The organism is Pontibaca methylaminivorans (assembly GCF_900156525.1).
In the GTDB taxonomy this organism is placed as follows: domain Bacteria; phylum Pseudomonadota; class Alphaproteobacteria; order Rhodobacterales; family Rhodobacteraceae; genus Pontibaca; species Pontibaca methylaminivorans.
In genome coordinates, this window is sequence record NZ_FTPS01000001.1 from 555775 (window position 1) to 573540 (window position 17766).

Sequence of the window (17766 nt, forward strand, 5' to 3'; positions counted from 1 at the left end):
CGGATCAGGGCGCCGGGACGGTAATTCGCATGATGGCTGGGCTTACGTGACGCATGGCGCGGTTATAGGCGCGCCCCCCGACCGGGTAAAGGGCATCGCACCCGCACGCGCGCGTCGCTTCGGCGGTGCGGCCGATCCGCGGACGGGGCACCCGCGCAAGCCCGCATGGTCCGGTCCGGCGGTTCAGGCCGGTTTCTCGGGCAGGATCCCCCGCAGGGCGCGGCGAATCACTTCGCGCACCGAAGGGCGCTTGCGGCGCGTGAAGGGCAGCGGGCGGCAGACCTCCATCGCGGCGACGCCGACCCGCGCGGTCAGCGCCCCGTTCACCGCCCCCTCGCCGAAGCGGCGCGAGAGCTTGCCAAGAAGCGACCCGCCCACGAGCGGCTCGATAAAATCATCACCCGCGGCGATCGCACCCGTGGCGATCAGGTGGGCAAAGACCGCGCGCGTCAGGCGCCAGCTTCCGATCAGCCCGCTGCGCCCGCCATAGATCGTCGCGATCCGGCGGATCATGCGCAGGTTGGCGATGAGCGCGACCAGCACATCGGCAAGCGCAAGCGGCACGAAGGCGGTGACGGTCGCGACCTGCCGCGCGGCCGCCTCGACCTCGCGGCTTGCCGCCGCATCGAGCGGGGCGAGAAGCTCGGCCTCGATCAAGGTGATGACGGAATGTGCGTCGAACTGTTCGCCCATGCGCTCGGTTATGCGTTCGCGGCTCCAGCCGGTATCGCTGCGCGCGTGGTAGAAACCGAGCAGCCGCTCGCCGAGCGCCCGCGCCGCCTCCAGATCGCTGTCCGCAAGCGCCGCATCCGCCGCGCGGTGCAGCCCGTCGAGCCGCCCGAGCCGCCCGAGCGTGGCAAGCTCGCGCAGCACCATGAGCAGCACGACGATGACAAGCGCGACCAGCCCTGCCGATACCGCCCAGCCAAGGACCGGCCAGCGGGCGAGCAGCGAGAGGGCGAAATCCCAGGCCGCGACCGATACGGCGGTGGTGACAAGCGCCGCGGCAAGCCCCCAGAACCAGCGCGCAAGGCGCGAGGGGCGGCGGGCCGCAAGCTGCGCGGCAAGCTGCATCGTCTGCCCGGACGGCGCCGGAGCCTCGTCCGGGACCGGCGGCGCCGCGCCGACATCCACGCGCGGCTCGTCGCTGTCCCCGAGGTCGAAGAACATGGGCCCCCGGCTCACAGCCGGTCCCCGATCAGGAATTGCGCCGCGCGGTCGAGCCGGATATGCGGCGGCCCCTCGCCCGGCCTCAGGCTCAGTTCGGGCGGCGCGAAATTCATCACCTCGTAATCCTCGTCAAGCCATGTTCCCGCGCCGCGCCGCGCCGGCCCCAGAAGCGCGGCCGGATCATCAGGCAGGCGACCCGGATAAAGCGCCGCCTGCCGCCCGGTTTCCAGCAGCGTGCCGCGCACGCAGGGAAACTCCTGTCCCTCGTGCCGGCGGATTTCCTCGACCGTGGCGCGCAGCGACGCGATCGCCATGGATTCGGTGCGCGCCCCGGCAAAGCGCGCCCGCTCACGTGCGCCCTCGGTCAGCGCCGCGGTGATCGCGGCAAGACGCGCGTGTTCGCTATGGTGCAGGTGGTCCGCCTTGGTCGCGGCGAACAGGATCCGCTCGACCCGGCGCCCGCGCAGAAGCCGCGCGAGCAGGGCGTTGCGACCCGGGCGGAAGGCACCGAGGATATCGCCCATGGCGGCGCGCATGTCCTCGAGCGCGGCCGGCCCCTTGTGGATCGCGCCAAGCACGTCAAGCAGCACGATCTGCCGGTCGATCCGGGCAAAATGATCGCGAAAGAAGGGCCGCACCACCTGTGCCCTGTAGGCATCGAATCGCCGCTCCATCTCGCGCCAGAGCGATCGGCGCGGCACGCGTGCGGGCTCGGCCAGCGGCGCAAAGGTCAGCACCGGCGATCCCGCCAGATCCCCGGGCAGCAGGAACCGCCCCGGCGTCACGTCATAGGCGCCGTTGTCGCGCGCAGCGGCCAGATAATCGGTGAAGGCACGGGCAAGCGCCTGCGCGCGGGGCTCTTCCAGTGTGCCTGCCGCGTCTTCCGCTTCGGCCAGTGCAAGATAGCGCGCGGCCTCATTGCTGGTCGCCTTGCGGGCGGAGAGGCGCGCAAGCACTTCGCGCGACCACTCGGCATAGCTTTTTTCCAGCAGCACCAGATCAAGAAGCCACTCGCCCGGATAATCGACGATATCCAGATGCACGACCCGCGCGCCCTGAATCCCGGACAGCAGCCCCGACGGCCGAACCCGGAGCGAAAGGCGCAGTTCGCTGATCGCCCGGGTGCTTTCGGGCCAGTGCGGCGGGCGGGCGGTGAGCGCGCCCCAATGCGCCTCGTAGTCGAAACGCGGCACCGTGTCGTCGGGCTGCGGCTGGAGATAGGCCGCTGCGATGCGCCCCTCCTGCGCGGCGACGAGCCCATGCATGCGCTCGCGTTCGCGCAGACTGGTGACCAGCGAGGTGATGAACACCGTCTTGCCGGCACGGGCCAGCCCGGTGACGCCGAGGCGGATCACCGGCTCGAAAAGCGTCTCCGAGGCGCGGGTGCCCACGTTTTCGACCCCGCGCAGAATACTGTCGGCCAGTGACGTGATGCCCACCAAACGGCTGCCCTCTTCCACGGTTCCCTGCGGAAAGATAGGAGCGCACCCCCCGGGATGCCAGCGCGAAGGACGGCGCGAAGGGCGCAGATGCCCGCACCCGGAACGGCAAAAGCCGGCGTTGCGGAAAGCATGTGCTGTCGCAACGCCGGCCAATCTCCGGGCGGGGCTGTGCCCCGCCTGCCCCGTTCAGCTACAGCCGCTGGTGGCGCCGCAGGTGTTGCACTTCATGCAGGTGCCGTTGCGCACGAGGGTGTAATTGCCGCATTCGCCGCAGGCTTCGCCCTCATAGCCCTGCATCCGCGCCCGGGTGCGCTCATCCAGCGCAACCGTGCCCGATGTCACGGTGGTTGCCGTCGCTGCCGCGACCGTGGCGGTGCTCGTCGCGAGCAGCCCGGTTGCCCCCGTCCGGGGCGCCTCGCCTATGCTCCCGCCCTGCAGAACCAGCAGTTCCTGCGGCATGCGCTTGCGCAGATAACCGCTCGAACTGATGCGCCGCAGCACCTCGAAGGATCGCGCCGCCGATTCGCTGACTTCGGCCACGTTCGATTCCTCGCTTGCGCCGTCGCCGTCGCCATCGCCGTGACAGATCGAGTCGAAGGTCGCGCCCTGGGGTTCCACATGGGCAAGGTCCGTGCGGTCGAGATAGCTCACCGCCAGTTCACGGAAGATGTAGTCGAGGATCGAGGTCGCGTTCTTGATGCTGTCGTTGCCCTGAACGATGCCCGCGGGCTCGAACTTGGTGAAGGTGAAGGCATCGACGAATTCCTCGAGCGGCACGCCGTATTGCAGCCCGACCGACACGGCGATGGCGAAGTTGTTCATCATCGCGCGGAAACCGGCGCCTTCCTTGTGCATGTCGATGAAGATTTCGCCAAGGCTGCCGTCGGTATATTCGCCGGTGCGCAGATAGACCTTGTGCCCGCCGATCAGCGCCTTCTGCGTATAGCCCTTGCGCCGCTGCGGCATGCGTTCGCGGTGGCTGCGCACGACCTCGCGCACGACCACCTTTTCGACCACCTTTTCCGCCAGCACCGCCGCCTTTTCGCGGGGATTGCCGGTTTCAAGCACCTCGGCCGCCTCGTCGTCATCCTCGATCAGCGCCGAGGCAAGCGGCTGGCTGAGCTTGGAGCCGTCACGGTAAAGCGCGTTCGCCTTCACCCCGAGCGACCACGAGAGTTCGTAGGCGCGCAGGCAGTCCTCGATGCCCGCATCGTTGGGCATGTTGATCGTCTTGCTGATCGCGCCGGAAATGAAGCTCTGCGCCGCCGCCATCATGGTGATGTGGCTGTCGACCCCGAGATAGCGCTTGCCCTTGCGCCCGCAGGGGTTGGCACAGTCGAAAACCGGATAGTGGCGCGGATCGAGATGCGGCGCACCCTCGAGCGTCATGGTGCCGCAGACGTGATCGTTCGCCGCGCTGATGTCGGCCCGCGAATAGCCGAGGTGCGCGAGCAGATCGAATCCCGGATCGTTCAGCTTGTCCTGCGGGATACCGAGCACATTGGTGCAGAACTCGGTCCCGAGCGTCCACTGGTTGAAGACGAAGCGGATGTCGAAGGCGCCCTCGAGCGCGGCATCGACCTTGGCCAGTTCCTGCGCACCGAAACCATGCCCGGCAAGCGAGGTGTGATTGACCCCCGGCGCATTGCCGATGGTGCCGTGGCCCACGGCATAGGCGATGATCTCTTCGATCTGGGCGCTGGAATAGCCGAGCCGCTCGAGCGCCGCCGGAACCGAACGGTTGATGATCTTGAAATAACCGCCGCCGGCCAGCTTCTTGAACTTGACCAGGGCGAAATCGGGCTCGATTCCGGTGGTGTCGCAATCCATCACCAGCCCGATGGTGCCGGTCGGAGCGATCACCGTGGCCTGCGCGTTTCGGAACCCGTGCCGTTCGCCCAGCGCAAGCGCCTCGTCCCAGGCCGAGCGCGCGAGATCCACAAGCCGCGCATCCGGGCAGTTCGCCGCATCGAGCGGCACCGGAGCAACCGCAAGCCCCTCGTAGCCATCGACATCGCCAAGGGTGGCGCGGCGGTGGTTGCGGATCACCCGCAGCATATGGTCGCGGTTGCGCGCATAGCCGGCAAAAGCCCCGAGTTCACCCGCGATCTCGGCCGATGTGGCATAGGCCACCCCGGTCATGATCGCCGACAGCGCCCCGCAGAGTGCACGCCCCTCGGAGGAATCATAGCCGAACCCCATGTTCATCAGCAGCCCGCCGATATTGGCAAAGCCAAGGCCGAGCGTGCGGAAATCATAGGAACGGCGCGCGATTTCCTGGCTCGGGAACTGCGCCATGGCAACGCTGATTTCAAGCGTGAGCGTCCAGAGCCGGGCTGCATGCATGTAGTCCTCGGCCTGAAACGCCCCGTCGCGCAGGAAGGTCAGCAGGTTCATCGACGCCAGATTGCAGGCCGTGTCGTCCAGGAACATGTATTCCGAACAGGGGTTCGAGGCGCGGATCTCGCCGTCTTCCGGGCAGGTGTGCCACTGGTTGATGGTGTCGTGGAACTGGATGCCGGGATCGGCGCAGGCCCAGGCGGCATGGCCGACCTGCTGCCAGAGGTCGCGCGCCTTGACCACCTTGGCGACCGTGCCATCGACCCGGTTGACGAGTTCCCAGTCCGCATCCTTTTCAAGCGCGGTCAGGAAGGCATTGGTCACGCGGATCGAGTTGTTCGAGTTCTGCCCCGAAACGCTGCTGTAAGCCTCTGAATCCCAGTCGGTGTCGTAGGTCGGGAACTCGATCGAATCGAACCCCTGCCGCGCATAGTCGAGCACGCGCTTGATATAGGTTTCGGGGATCAGGTCGCGCTTGGCCGCACGGATCGCGCCTTTCAGCGCGGTGTTCTTCTCGGGATCGCTCGCCGCGTCCGCATCGCCGTCCCAGCAGCGGATCGCCTCGAACAGCGCGTTCAGGCGGCGTTCGTGCATTTTCGAGCCGGCGACGAGGCTTGCGACCTTCTGTTCCTCAAGCACCTTCCAGTTGATGAAATCCTCGATGTCGGGATGATCGGCATCGACAATCACCATCTTGGCCGCGCGCCGCGTGGTGCCGCCGGATTTGATCGCTCCGGCCGCACGGTCCCCGATCTTGAGGAAACCCATGAGGCCGGAGCTCTTGCCGCCGCCCGACAGTTTCTCGCCCTCTCCGCGGAGCGATGAAAAATTCGTGCCCGTGCCGCTGCCGTATTTGAACAGCCGCGCCTCGCGCACCCAGAGATCCATGATGCCGCCGTCGTTCACCAGATCATCCGCCACGCTCTGGATGAAACAGGCATGGGGCTGCGGGCGTTCATAGGCGGATTGCGACGGCACGACGTCACCGGTCGCGTCATCGACATAGAAATGCCCCTGCGCCGGCCCGTCGATGCCATAGGCCCAGTGCAGGCCGGTGTTGAACCATTGCGGGCTGTTCGGCGCGCCCATCTGGCGGGCCAGCATGTGGCGCATCTCGTCGTAATAGGCGCGGGCGTCCTCTTCGCTCGTGAAATAGCCACCCTTCCAGCCCCAATAGGCCCAGGCACCGGCAAGGCGGTGGAACACCTGCCGCGCCGAGGTCTCGCCGCCGAATTCGGTGTTGTCGTCGGCCGCGACCGAACGCCAGAGGAACTCCGGCACGCCTTTCTCGGGCAGCGTCTTCAGCCGCAGCGGCACCCCGGCCTTGCGGAAATATTTCTGCGCGATGACGTCGGATGCGACCTGGCTCCAGCCGGCGGGAACCTCGATGTCCTCGAGGCGGAAGACCACCGTTCCGTCCGGATTGCGGATCTCCGAAGTCGCCCGGGCAAAGGCGAGATTGCCGTAAGCGCCTTCTCCGGCGGTGGTGAATTTCCTGTCGATCTTCATCGCTGCGACCTTTCCTCAATTGTCCCGTTCCGCGCCGGCGTTGCGGCCCTGCACCCCGGGGTCAGCGGACAAAGACATCCCGTCCCGCCGGCAATCCGGGCGGGCGACCCGCCGTCATGGCAGGTGTATCGAGTATGTCAGTTTTCTCCGCGTCCCTCTGGAGCCAGCGTTCGGCCACCACATCTTGTGTCGATGTATTGCGCAAACACAACCTGACGCGAGTCGCCGCGCATTGCAACAGAGAATATAAGCCGGATCGCCCCTCGGCCGTTAACTGCGTGTCAACTATTTTCTGGCAGGCGGACATTTTTCCGCGCCGCTGCCGGCGGCCGTGGCGGGACGGCGGCGGGCAAGGATGATGCGCATCGCCATGCGAAGACAGGCGGAATCGCGTTGTCCCCGGACTGTCCCGGAATTGTCCACAGAGTCGCCCCATGCCGGGCGCGCCGGCGATTGACAGGCGCGGGTGCAAGCCGCAGTCTTTGGGCGACCGTTGCGCCAGCCCGTGCAGCACTTTTTGCAAAGGCCCTCCTGATGCGCGCCGCCCTGCTCCTCACCTGTTTCACCCTCGCCGCCTGCGGAGCCGAGCCCGAACCCGAATCGAAACCGGGCAGCCGGGCGCGGTTTGATTCCTACCCCCACCTGCTGTTCACGGCGGTGGAAATGGCCTGTTCCTCGCCCGCGCAGCATTTCGAGCGCCCGGAGCGCGACCGGGTGGAATGCCGCGAATACCTGCCCCCCGAACCCACGGCGGCGCTGATCCTCATGCATGACGGCACGCCCGAGGATCTGCCGCAGGTCGTCATGCGATTCGATACCCGCGCCGAGGCGAGCGGATGGCTGGTCGAGAACGATCTGTTCGTGAATGTTCCCCGTCGCGGCAGCACAGCGCTTGAACTGCGCGATGCGGATGCACCGCCCCGGCGCACGCTGCACCGGCTCTATCGCGATGCGGGCGGGCGTCCGGAATAGCCGGAACAGAAAGCACGCCGGAACAGGCCCGACCGGGCGGAATCGGCACCGCCTGCGGGGCATCGGCAGGCGGCCCTGGCGGGTTTCGCAGGTCGCCGGTGCCCGGCTGGTCAGGGCCCTGCAGGGACGAGCGGTTGCCCGGGGCCTCAAGGACGGCACCGGCCCAGCAGGGCCGGTGCATTTTCGCGCGTCTTGTGAGGGCCGCTTACTGGAGTTCCAGGATCTCGGCCTTGGGACGCGGCGTATCGGCGGTCTCGACCGGCAGCACCGGCACGGTCACCTCGGGCACATTGCCGGTCAGGCTTTCCAGAAAGGCCACGATCCGCGTTGTTTCCTCCGGCTCCAGCGCCTCGCCAAGCTGGCTTTCCGCCATGATGTCGACCGCGACATCCAGATCCCAGACCTTGCCCGAATGGAAATAGGGCGCGGTGACCGCGACGTTGCGCAGCGGAGAGGCCCGGAACACATATTCGTCGTCGGCGGTCTCGGTCACGACGAAGCGGCCCTTGTCGCCGACCGGAAGCACATCGGCGCCCGGCTTTTCCACGAGGCCAAAGGGATAATAGCCGTTGCCGCCCACGTTCACACCGGAATGGCAGCTTGCGCAGCCTTTATCCATGAACAGTTCGAGCCCCGCGAGCGCATCTTCCGAAAGCGCGCCATCGTCGCCGTTCAGCCAGGCATCGAACGGCGCCGGGGTCAGCAGGGTCGCCTCGAAGGTCTCGATCGCCCTTGCCATGTTGTCGAAGCTGACCGGCTCTTCCTCGTCGGGAAAGGCGGTCTCGAAGGCGGCGATGTAATCGGGCATCGAGTTGAGCGTTGCCACCACGTTTTCGGGCGTGTTCGCCATTTCCACGCTGGCCTGGATCGGGCCCTTGGCCTGTTCCTTCAGGTCGGCGGCGCGGCCATCCCAGAACTGCGCCTCGTTCAGCACCGAGTTGAACACCGTGGGCGAGTTGCGCGGCCCCTTCTGCCAGCCATGGCCGATCGAGGTCTCCATGTTGTCGTCGCCGCCGGTGGCGAGGTTGTGACAGGAATAGCAGGAGAACAGCCCCGAGGCCGACAGCCGCGGATCAAAGAACAGCCATTTGCCGAGCTCGACCTTTTCGGGCGTGGCGGGGTTGTCCTTTACCGCCGGCACGGTGGAGGGCAGCGCCCTGAATATATCAAGCGCGTCCTCGCGCAGCGAATCGGCCTGGACCGCCGTTCCGCCGAGAACAGCCGCGAGTGTGAGAATCGAAAGTCGCATAGGATGTTTCCTGTCTTGCGTGAACATGTTTCCCCGCCGTGCTTTCGCCGCAGGGCTGTTTTTATTTCTTTTGATTCTAATCCGCCAGTCGCCGCACGGGATGATCTGGATCAAGGAAACCGTCAAAGAGCACGTGAGTTCCGGGATCGCGAAGCCGAACGCACCCGGTCCTTTCGTTCCGGGCGTTCGGCATCGCGATCGTTATAACCGGTGGCGTCGGATCCGGCTGCCGCCGCAGCGGCCTCAGGCACCCACGGCGAGCGAGGGTTCGGTGGTGTCGGCAGTTTCCGGGTCGCGCAGCACATAGCCCCGCCCCCAGACGGTCTCGATGTAGTTTTCGCCCCCCGTCGCCTGGCCGAGCTTCTTGCGCAGCTTGCAGATGAAGACGTCGATGATCTTGAGCTCCGGCTCGTCCATGCCGCCGTAAAGGTGGTTGAGGAACATCTCCTTGGTGAGCGTGGTCCCCTTGCGCAGCGAGAGCAGTTCGAGCATCTGGTATTCCTTGCCGGTCAGGTGCACCGGTGTGCCGTTCACCTCTACCGTCTTGGCATCCAGGTTGACCGAGATCCGGCCGGTGTGGATCACCGATTGCGAATGGCCCTTGGAGCGGCGGATGATCGCGTGAATCCGCGCGACCAGTTCCTCGCCATGGAACGGCTTGGTCAGGTAGTCGTCGGCACCCGAGCCAAGCCCCCTGATCTTGTTGTCGGGGTCGTCAGCGCCCGAAAGGATCAGGATCGGCGTCTCGACCCGCGCCATGCGCAACTGCCGCAGAACGTCATGTCCGTTCATGTCGGGCAGGTTCAGATCCAGCAGGATGAGGTCATAGTCATAAAGCTTGGCCAGGTCGATGCCCTCTTCCCCCAGGTCGGTGGAATAGACATTCAGGTTGGCATGAGCCAGCATCAGTTCGATGCTCTTGGACGTCGTCGGGTCATCTTCGACCAGCAGCACACGCATGATCCGGTTACTCCACTAATTACTGTCCCTTCAGGTTCAGACCCTGTCCAATAAAAGTTAACCACACGTTACCGTAGTTTCATCTGGCGAAATACACGTCAGGATTGACGGAATTTCTGCAACGCCGTTGCCTTCAAAGCCTCCTCTCCGTGCAGTGTGACGGCCCGGGACCAGGATGCAAGCTCTTCCTCGCTCAATCCGTATGTCTCCATCGCCTCGCGCTTTGTCATCAGCCCGTAAAGGACACCCCACACCACCGCCGCCTTGCGCGAGGCCACCCAGCGCCGGGTCGTGGCCGGCGGCAGATCGGCGCGGGTCATCACCTTCCCGTCCGGCAGCGTCACCGCCCGCGGACCATCCACTTTCTTCAGAAACATCTGCGTCATTCCTCGTTTCCCGCCCGGAACCTTGCGTGCCGGGGCTTAACGAGCGATGAAACCGCACCCTTGAGAATCCATCGGATTTTCCTATATTTCGGCGCAGTCCTTCCCGATCAGGAGTCGTCCATCATGACGCTGGAGCTCGACAGCCGGCTGAACTCGCTCGGTTTCGCCAAGCCGCCGGCCGAGACGCGCGTGGTCGTGGCCATGTCGGGGGGCGTGGATTCCTCGGTTGTGGCCGCGCTCCTTGCGGACGAGGGCTATGACGTGGTCGGGGTCACGCTCCAGCTTTACGATCACGGCGCGGCGCTGGCGAAAAAGGGGGCCTGCTGCGCGGGGGCCGACATTCACGATGCCCGCCGCGTCGCCGAGGAACGCGGCTTTCCCCATTATGTGCTTGATTACGAAAACGTCTTCCGCGATGCCGTGATCGACGAATTCGCCGACAGCTATCTTGCCGGCGCAACGCCGATTCCCTGCGTGCGCTGCAACGAGCGGGTGAAGTTCAAGGATCTTCTGGCAACCGCCCGCGACCTCGATGCCGACTGCATGGCGACCGGGCATTATATCCAGCGCCATGCGGGACCGCAGGGGGCCGAGCTTCACCGGGCTGTGGATGCGGCGCGCGACCAGAGCTATTTCCTGTTCTCGACCACCCGCGAGCAGCTCGAATTCCTGCGCTTCCCTCTTGGCCATCTGCACAGCAAGGCCGAGACCCGCGCGCTCGCCCATCGCTACGGGCTGATCGTCGCGGACAAGCCCGACAGCCAGGATATCTGCTTCGTGCCGAACGGCGATTACGCCAGCGTCATCAAGAAGCTGCGCCCCGGTGCCGCCGACCCGGGCGAGATCGTCCACGCCGACGGGCGGGTGCTCGGCACGCATGAGGGCATCATCCATTACACGGTCGGGCAGCGCCGCGGCCTCGGCATCGGCGGGCTTTCGGATCCGCTTTATGTGGTGCGGCTCGATGCCGAAAAGCGGCAGGTGATCGTCGGCCCGCGCGAGCTTCTGGCGACGCGCGCGGTTCCGGTGCGCGAGATCAACTGGCTGGGCGATGCGCCCTTCGCCAGCCGCGCCGAGTGGCCGCTTTCGGTCAAGCTGCGCTCGACACGGCCGCCGACCGAGGCGGTGCTGCGCCCGGTTTCCGAAACCGAAGCCACGGTCGAACTGCTCTCCCCCGAGGAAGGCGTCTCGCCCGGGCAGGCCTGCGTGTTCTATGATCCGGATGGCAGCCGCGTCTATGGCGGCGGCTGGATCTGGCGCGGCTGAGCGCCGGCGCGGTCGAGCCCGGCAAGCACCGCCCGCGCGGCGCGCAGCCCCGGCGCCTCTCCCCCCTGACCGAGCCGCTCCATGGTCAGCGCCATCGCCGCGCGTTGCGCCTGCGGCGCGGCGCGGACCTCTTCCAGCCGCGCGGCAATCAGCCCGGGGCGGCAGTCAGGCCCCAGGCATTCGGGAACGGTGCGGCTCTCCGACACGAGATTGACCAGCGTCACCGTATCCACGAGCGCCATGCGCCGCATGATCTGCCAGGTCAGCCACTGGAAATCATAGGCGATCACCATGGGTGTCGCCGCCGCCGCAAGTTCAAGCGACACCGTTCCCGACGCGGCAAGTGCCAGATCGGCACCGGCAAAGGCCGCCCGCTTCTGCTCTGCCGCCGCCTCCGGCGACAGCCCGCCCGGATCGAGCACCAGGGGCCGCACCGGCCAGTTTTCGACCTGCGCGCGCACATGGGATGCGACCGCCCCGGCCGCCGGCAGGACCACGCGGTGTTCGGGGTGACGGGACACGAACTGCCCGATCGCGGCGCCAAAGACCGGCGCAAGGCGCGCGATCTCGCCCGCGCGCGATCCCGGCAGCGCCAGCACGTAAGCCCCCTCGAGCCCATGGGCGGCGCGGAAAGCCGCGATCCCGGCCTCGGTGGCGCGGGGGGCGGCAGCAACGGGATGGCCGACAAAATCGCAATCCATGCCCGCCGCCTGCATGAGCGGCGGCTCGAAGGGCAGCAGCGCCAGCACATGGTCGATGAAACGCGCCATCTTCGCCGCGCGCCCGGGCCGCCAGGCCCAGACCGAGGGGGCCACGTAATGCACCGTGCGCACCTGACGCCGCGGGTCCGCGGCCCGCACCTGCCGCGCCACGCGCAGGCAGAAATCGGGGCTGTCGATGGTGATCAGCACATCGGGCTGCGTGGCAAGCACCGCCTGTGCACATTCAGAAATACGCCGCTTGAGTTGCCGATAGCGCGGCAGGACCTCGGCCAGCCCCATGACGCTGAGTTCCGCCATGGGAAAGCGGCTCGCGAGCCCCTGCGCCTCCATCAGCGGGCCGCCGACACCGTCAAAGGCGACATCCGCAACAAGATCGCGCAGGCCCTGCATCAATGCGGCCCCGAGCGCATCGCCCGAGGGCTCTCCCGCGATCAGGAAGACGCGCATGCCGGCTCCCGCTCCCAGAGGAAAAGACCGCGCCGGTCACATTCCGCCACCACCTCGTCGCGGTGCAGGACCAGCACCCCGCCCGAGGCAACGACGATCCCGTCAAGCCCCGCCAGAACCGCGTTTTCGACCGTGCGGGGGCCGATCGCCGGAAGATCGGCGCGGCGGTCCTGATCGGGTTTCGGCGCCTTGAACAGGATGCCGCCCCCGCGATCCGGGCGCGCGGCAAGGCTTTCCAGCATCCAGTCGGTGCCAAACAGCGATTCAATTGCCAGCGCCTGCCCGCCCTGCACCACGCAGCATTGCCCCACATCGACCCGCGACATGGCCGCGACGATGGCTTCGCCCCGCTCCGCATCACGCTGCGCGGCCGCATCGGGCTGGCGCCGCGTCGGGCAGCCCTTGCGTGCAAGCAGCGCCGGGGCGATTTCGTGGGCCGCGCGGATCGCAAAGCCCATTTCCTCGACCACGGTGATCAGCCCGCGCAGCGCGCCATCATCGCCCTGCATCATCGCGCCCTGCAGAAGCGGGATCAGCGGCCGGGTCGCCGCGTCGATCGCGCCGGGGTCGATCACCGGGCGGGTGATCGCGCCGGCAAGGCAGATGTCCCGCACCCCCCGCGCGCGCAGATCCGCAAGCAGCGTGCCGAAATGTTCAAGCCGGAACGGAAGATCGACCGCAACGCCCGAGGGATCGTGCCCCGAAAGCGCACAGACCAGCGGCGGGCGGGGCAGCGCCGCGACCAGCGCCGCCGGCAGATCGCCCGCCCCTGCGATCACCGCCAGCATCTCAGTCTCCGGGGGTAAGGAAATGGCGATCGCTCCCGGCGGTCACGAAATCGACGATCTCGCGCACATAGTCGCTCGTCGTGTCCTGCCCGAGCGCGCGGGCGCGTTCGACAAAACTGCCCTGTCCCGCCGCAAGCGCCTGGAAGGCGGCGCGCAGGACTCCGATTTCCTCGCGCGGGACGCCGCGGCGCTTCAGCCCGACGAGGTTCAGCCCATGCAGCCGCCCGCGCGATGCCTGCACCAGCCCGTAGGGGATCACGTCATGGGTGACCATGGTCACCGCCCCGATGATGGCGCCCCGGCCGATGCGCACCCATTGATGCACGCCCGAAAGCCCGCCGATGATCACATCGTCGCCAAGCACGCAATGCCCCGCCAGCGCCGAGGAATTCACCATGATCACCCGGTCCCCGACCAGTGAATCATGCGCCACATGGCAATTGGCCATGAACAGCCCGTCGTCGCCGATCCGGGTGATGCCGCCGCCGCCGCTCGTGCCCGGGTTCATGGTCACGTGTTCGCGGATCCGGTTGCGTGCCCCGATCACGAGCCGGCTGTGTTCGCCGCGGTATTTCAGATCCTGCGGGATTTCCCCGATGACGGCGAATGGAAAGATCACCGTCTCGGCGCCGATCTCGGTGTCGCCGGTGATGACGACATGGCTTTTCAGTTCGACCCGGTCATGCAGCACGACCTCGGGCCCCACCACGCAGAACGGACCGATCACGACCCCCTCGCCAAGGCGCGCGCCGGGTTCGATCACCGCCGTGGGATGGATGCCCGCCATCTGCTCAGTCCTTCCGGTAATCGACCATGGCCGAGAATTCGGCCTCGGCGGCCAGTTCACCCTCGACCGAGGCGCGGCCGGCGAATTTCCAGATCTTGCCGCCGGGCTTGCCGCGCAGGGTGGTCACCTCCATACGGAGCACATCGCCCGGGCCGACCTTGCGGCGGAACTTGCACTTGTCGATCGACATGAAATAGATCAGCAGATTGTGGTCGGCGAGATCGAGCGCGGTGCCGATCATGACCCCGGCGGTCTGGGCCATGGCCTCGACGATGGTGACCCCGGGCATGACCGGGGTGCCGGGGAAATGCCCCTGGAAATGGGGCTCGTTCATGGTCACGTTCTTGATCCCGATCGCGCCGGTGGTGCCGTCGATGTCGATCACCCGATCCACCAGGAGGAACGGATAGCGATGCGGGAGAATGGCCTGAATCGCCTGGATATCCGCGCTCTGCAAAGTCTCTGTCATGTTCGGGCTTTCACTGTGGCAACCGCGCGGCCTAGCTAGCAACCGGGACGGGCTTCGGCAAGACGGGCTATTCGCCGGTTCCGCCGCTGTCGTCGCCGTCCCTGGACCCGGCCCCGCTGCTGCTGTCGCGATCAGCAGCGGCGCCATCATCCCGCGGGTGATCTTCGGCGCCATCCCGATTGCCGTCAGCACCGGCGGCTGCGCCGTCGCCGCTCTGGTCCCCGGCATTCCCGCCACCGTCGCCGCCACCGTCGCCGTCACCGTCGCCTATGCTCGCGTCGATCCGCCCGATCGCAATGTCGGTAATGTCGGTGCTGTCGGCGCTCAGGAAGACGCTCGAGCGCTCAAGAATGATGCTCGCGCCGGTTTCGCGCATCAGAGCCACGAGAACCGGACGCACCTGACCAAGAAACTCGCTGCGAGCCTGTTCCTGCCGTTCGCCGAGTTCACGCGCCTTGGCGTCCTGTTCGCGCCGGATACGTTGCACCTTGGCGTCGAAATCGTCGGCAAGCCTGCGGAAGGCCTCGGCCTCCATTTCGGCGCGGAGCTGGGTCAGCTCGCGCTCCTCGGCCATGAGTTCGGCCTCGATACGGCGGTTTTCCGCTGCCAGCACCGTTCCTTCGGATTCGATTTCGTTCAGGACCCGCTGGCCATAGGCGGAATCGATGAAAAGTCGGTCCGAAGCCACGGTGAGGATCGCGCTTTCCGGCAGGATCGCGCCGTCCGCTTCCTGTGCGGGCGCCGGCGTCGTGGTCGCGAGCGCAAGCGCGAGCGCCGCCGCACCGGTGCGGATCATGCGCCCCGGTGCGGACAAGTCAGAATCTCGCCTGGATGGTCAGGTCGAAGGAGCGCTCTTCATCGTAATCCTCCTTGCTGATCGCCTTGGAGAAGTTGAAGCGCAGCGGCCCCATCCCCGTGGTCCAGAGCAGCGAGACCCCGACCACATGACGCCACGAGCCGTTTTCGCCAACGATGTCGCCGCCGGTCAGATCCGCATGTTTCAGATCCCAGAGGTTGCCGACATCATAGAACACCCCGCCGCGAAGCCCGTATTCCTCGGGCAGGCCGAGCGGAAATTCCACGTCGAACCGCGCCACCGCATAGAGGTTGCCGCCGAGCGCGTCATTGACGCCGTTCGACTGGTCCCGCGGGCCGATCCCGCCCGGGTCGAAGCCGCGGAACGTGTCCGACGTCAGCAGATAGCGATCCACCACGCGGCTGTGGTTGTCGCCCCGCCAATGGAGCGACCCCGCCTCGAAGGTGGCGCGCAGGGTCACTTCCTCGTTCATGATGCGGGTCTGTGCGACGGCTTTCGCATTGGTGCGGATGAATTCGTTGTCGCCGCCGAGCCCGGCATAGTCGGCCCCGAGTTCAAGCAGCCAGCCGGCATTGGGATTGAGCCCGGTGCGGCGGGTGTCATAGCTGTAGGTAAAGCCGAGCGCCGAGGTGTTGCGCTTGCCCATGGCGATTTCGTTCGCGGTCACAGCGCCGGTCGTGACGGCGTCGCTGCGCGCCTTCATCTCGCTCTGCTGCCACGAATAGCGCAGCTGCAGCTTGCTGTCCTCGCCGATCGGGAAGGTCAGCGACGGATTTACGAAGGCGCGGCTCCAGTCATAGGTCGCGTAGTTCGAGTTGCGCTTGGACATGCCCAGATTTATGCCGAAGGACAGATCCCGCCCAAGCAGGTAGGGCTCGGTAAAGCCAAGCACATATTCCTCGGTATCCCGCGCCGTGGAGGCGGAGAACGAAAGCCGCTGCCCGCGCCCCATGAAGTTGTCCTCGGACAGGCCGAAGGCGACGCCGAAACCGTCATTGGCCGAATAGGAGCCGCCCAGGCTGAGCGAGCCGGTGGGCTGTTCCTCGACATCCACGTCGATCACCACCTGCTGCGGGCTCGATCCCTCGTGCGCGTCAACCTCGGCGTCCGAGAAATAGCCGAGCGCCCGGACCCGCTCGGCACTCTCGCGGATTTCGCGGGGATTGAACGGGTCGCCCTCGGCGATGCGGAACTGCTGGCGGATCACGCGATCGAGCGTGGTGGTGTTGCCCTCGATGTCGATGCGCTCGACAAAGACGCGGGGGCCCTTGGTCAGCACGAACTGGACATCAAGCGTGCGGTTGCGGTCGTTGCGGGTGATGCGCGGCTCCACCCGGAGGAAATCGACCCCCTTGCGCAGGCCGAGACGTTCAAGCCGCGCAATGGAATTCTCCACCTGCGTCGGCGAATAGATCGCGCCGGGCTTGACCTTGAGCGCGGCCTGGAATTCGGCCGCGTCTGCCTCGGGGATCTCGCTCACGGTGGTGATCTGGCCAAAGCGGAACTGCTGGCCTTCGGTGATGTTCATTACCAGGTAGAAGGCGTCGCGCTCGCGGGTGAATTCGACATTGGCGCTGTTGACGCGGAAATCGGCATAACCGCGGGACAGGTAGAAATCGCGCAACACCTGCTTGTCGAATTCGATCCGCTCCTCGATCAGCGTGTCGGAACTGATGAACATGCGCAGCAGCCCGGCCTGCTTGGTGCCCAGCACGCGGCGCAGCCGGTTGTCGGAAAAGGCGCGGTTGCCGACGAAGCTGACGCGCTCGATCTCGGTGGTGCCGCCTTCGGCGATCTCGAACACCAGATCGACGCGGTTGTTGCTGCGCCGGATGATGCGCGGGCGCACCGTGGCGGCCACCCGACCCTGTTGCGAATAGGCTTCGGCCAGGGTGGCGGCGTCGCGTTCGGCCTGACCGGGATTGAAGACGCGCCGTTCGGTGGATTCGATGATCTCGGCGAGCTTTTCACTCTTGATCCGGCGGTTGCCCTCGAAATTGATGCGGTTGATGATCGGGTGTTCGGTGACCCTGACGAACAGCGTGCTGCCGCGCGGTTCGATCTCGACCGATTCAAAGGCGCCGCTGCCGAGGATGCGCTGGTAGGCATCGTTCAGCTGCGCCGCCGAGACCGGTTGCCCGGCCTGAATCTCGGTGTAATTGGCGATGGTGGAGGTCGGAATCCGCTGGTTTCCCTCGACCTCGACGCGGTTGAAACTGTAGTTCTGGGCACTGGCACTGCCCGGCACCAGCGCGGCCGCGAAAGAAATCGCGGCAGCCGATACCGCGCCACGAAGGATTCTGGCCCCACGGCTGCTCTGCCCGCAGGAGCCATGCGTGAACTTGCCGAGGCTCATCTTGTAAAATCCTGTTTCCTGCCCTGTTCCGCGGTCGTGACTAGCCGGATTAACAAACCTTGTCAAAACCACAGAAGCGCGGGAGA

Annotated in this window: 14 protein-coding genes; 2 read left to right on the plus strand and 12 right to left on the minus strand. The window is 66.3% G+C overall.

Annotated elements, in window-relative coordinates:
• Window positions 1-183 precede the first annotated feature (183 nt).
• The 3 genes from B0B01_RS02785 to B0B01_RS02795 all read right to left on the minus strand — a co-directional run bounded on the left by B0B01_RS02785 (window position 184) and on the right by B0B01_RS02795 (window position 6461).
• A complete protein-coding gene (locus B0B01_RS02785; RefSeq protein WP_076647090.1) occupies window positions 184-1185 on the minus strand; it encodes a YcjF family protein in 1002 nt (333 codons plus the stop codon).
• Window positions 1182-2609: a YcjX family GTP-binding protein gene (locus B0B01_RS02790; RefSeq protein ID WP_076650012.1), complete on the minus strand. Its 1428-nt coding sequence runs from the start codon at window positions 2607-2609 to the stop codon at window positions 1182-1184. The genes B0B01_RS02785 and B0B01_RS02790 overlap by 4 nt, the downstream gene beginning before the upstream one ends.
• A 189-nt stretch (window positions 2610-2798) precedes the next feature.
• Complete coding sequence (locus B0B01_RS02795; RefSeq protein ID WP_076647092.1) at window positions 2799-6461, minus strand: vitamin B12-dependent ribonucleotide reductase; 3663 nt, start codon at window positions 6459-6461, stop codon at window positions 2799-2801.
• A gap of 534 nt (window positions 6462-6995) precedes the next feature.
• Between B0B01_RS02795 and B0B01_RS02800 the strand changes: the two genes are divergently transcribed.
• Window positions 6996-7433: a hypothetical protein gene (locus tag B0B01_RS02800; protein ID WP_076647094.1), complete on the plus strand. Its 438-nt coding sequence runs from the start codon at window positions 6996-6998 to the stop codon at window positions 7431-7433.
• Between the two features lie 205 nt (window positions 7434-7638).
• Here B0B01_RS02800 and B0B01_RS02805 read toward each other — a convergent pair whose 3' ends face one another.
• The 3 genes from B0B01_RS02805 to sciP form a co-directional block, all read right to left on the minus strand.
• Window positions 7639-8682: a cytochrome-c peroxidase gene (locus tag B0B01_RS02805; RefSeq protein WP_076647097.1), complete on the minus strand. Its 1044-nt coding sequence runs from the start codon at window positions 8680-8682 to the stop codon at window positions 7639-7641.
• 243 nt (window positions 8683-8925) lie between these two features.
• Window positions 8926-9642, minus strand: a complete 717-nt coding sequence (gene ctrA, locus B0B01_RS02810) for a response regulator transcription factor CtrA (protein ID WP_076647099.1) — start codon at window positions 9640-9642, stop codon at window positions 8926-8928.
• Between the two features lie 98 nt (window positions 9643-9740).
• A complete protein-coding gene (gene sciP / locus B0B01_RS02815; protein WP_076650013.1) occupies window positions 9741-10019 on the minus strand; it encodes a CtrA inhibitor SciP in 279 nt (92 codons plus the stop codon).
• A gap of 132 nt (window positions 10020-10151) precedes the next feature.
• Here sciP and mnmA point away from each other — a divergent pair, with 132 nt between their 5' ends.
• A complete protein-coding gene (mnmA, locus tag B0B01_RS02820; protein ID WP_076650014.1) occupies window positions 10152-11294 on the plus strand; it encodes a tRNA 2-thiouridine(34) synthase MnmA in 1143 nt (380 codons plus the stop codon).
• On the opposite strand, the gene lpxB is transcribed toward mnmA, so the two are convergent.
• The 6 genes from lpxB to bamA all read right to left on the minus strand — a co-directional run bounded on the left by lpxB (window position 11264) and on the right by bamA (window position 17680).
• Entirely contained in the window at window positions 11264-12463 is a 1200-nt protein-coding gene (gene lpxB, locus B0B01_RS02825) for a lipid-A-disaccharide synthase (RefSeq protein ID WP_076647101.1), read from the minus strand. The two genes, mnmA and lpxB, sit on opposite strands and share 31 nt — an antisense overlap.
• On the minus strand, window positions 12448-13251 hold the full coding sequence (locus B0B01_RS02830) for an LpxI family protein (protein WP_076647103.1): 804 nt from the start codon (window positions 13249-13251) through the stop codon (window positions 12448-12450). Before B0B01_RS02830 ends, lpxB begins: the two co-directional genes overlap by 16 nt.
• Window position 13252: 1 nt before the next feature.
• Window positions 13253-14038 (minus strand): acyl-ACP--UDP-N-acetylglucosamine O-acyltransferase, encoded by a 786-nt coding sequence (lpxA, locus tag B0B01_RS02835; RefSeq protein WP_076647105.1) that lies wholly within the window; start codon window positions 14036-14038, stop codon window positions 13253-13255.
• A 4-nt stretch (window positions 14039-14042) separates the two neighbouring features.
• The gene (fabZ, locus tag B0B01_RS02840) at window positions 14043-14507 is read right to left on the minus strand and encodes a 3-hydroxyacyl-ACP dehydratase FabZ (RefSeq protein WP_076647107.1); all 465 of its coding nucleotides are present in this window, start codon (window positions 14505-14507) and stop codon (window positions 14043-14045) included.
• A gap of 67 nt (window positions 14508-14574) precedes the next feature.
• A complete protein-coding gene (locus B0B01_RS02845) occupies window positions 14575-15303 on the minus strand; it encodes an OmpH/Skp family outer membrane protein (RefSeq protein WP_076647109.1) in 729 nt (242 codons plus the stop codon).
• Window positions 15304-15322: 19 nt separating this feature from the next.
• A complete protein-coding gene (gene bamA, locus B0B01_RS02850; RefSeq protein WP_076647111.1) occupies window positions 15323-17680 on the minus strand; it encodes an outer membrane protein assembly factor BamA in 2358 nt (785 codons plus the stop codon).
• Between the last annotated feature and the right edge of the window lie 86 nt (window positions 17681-17766).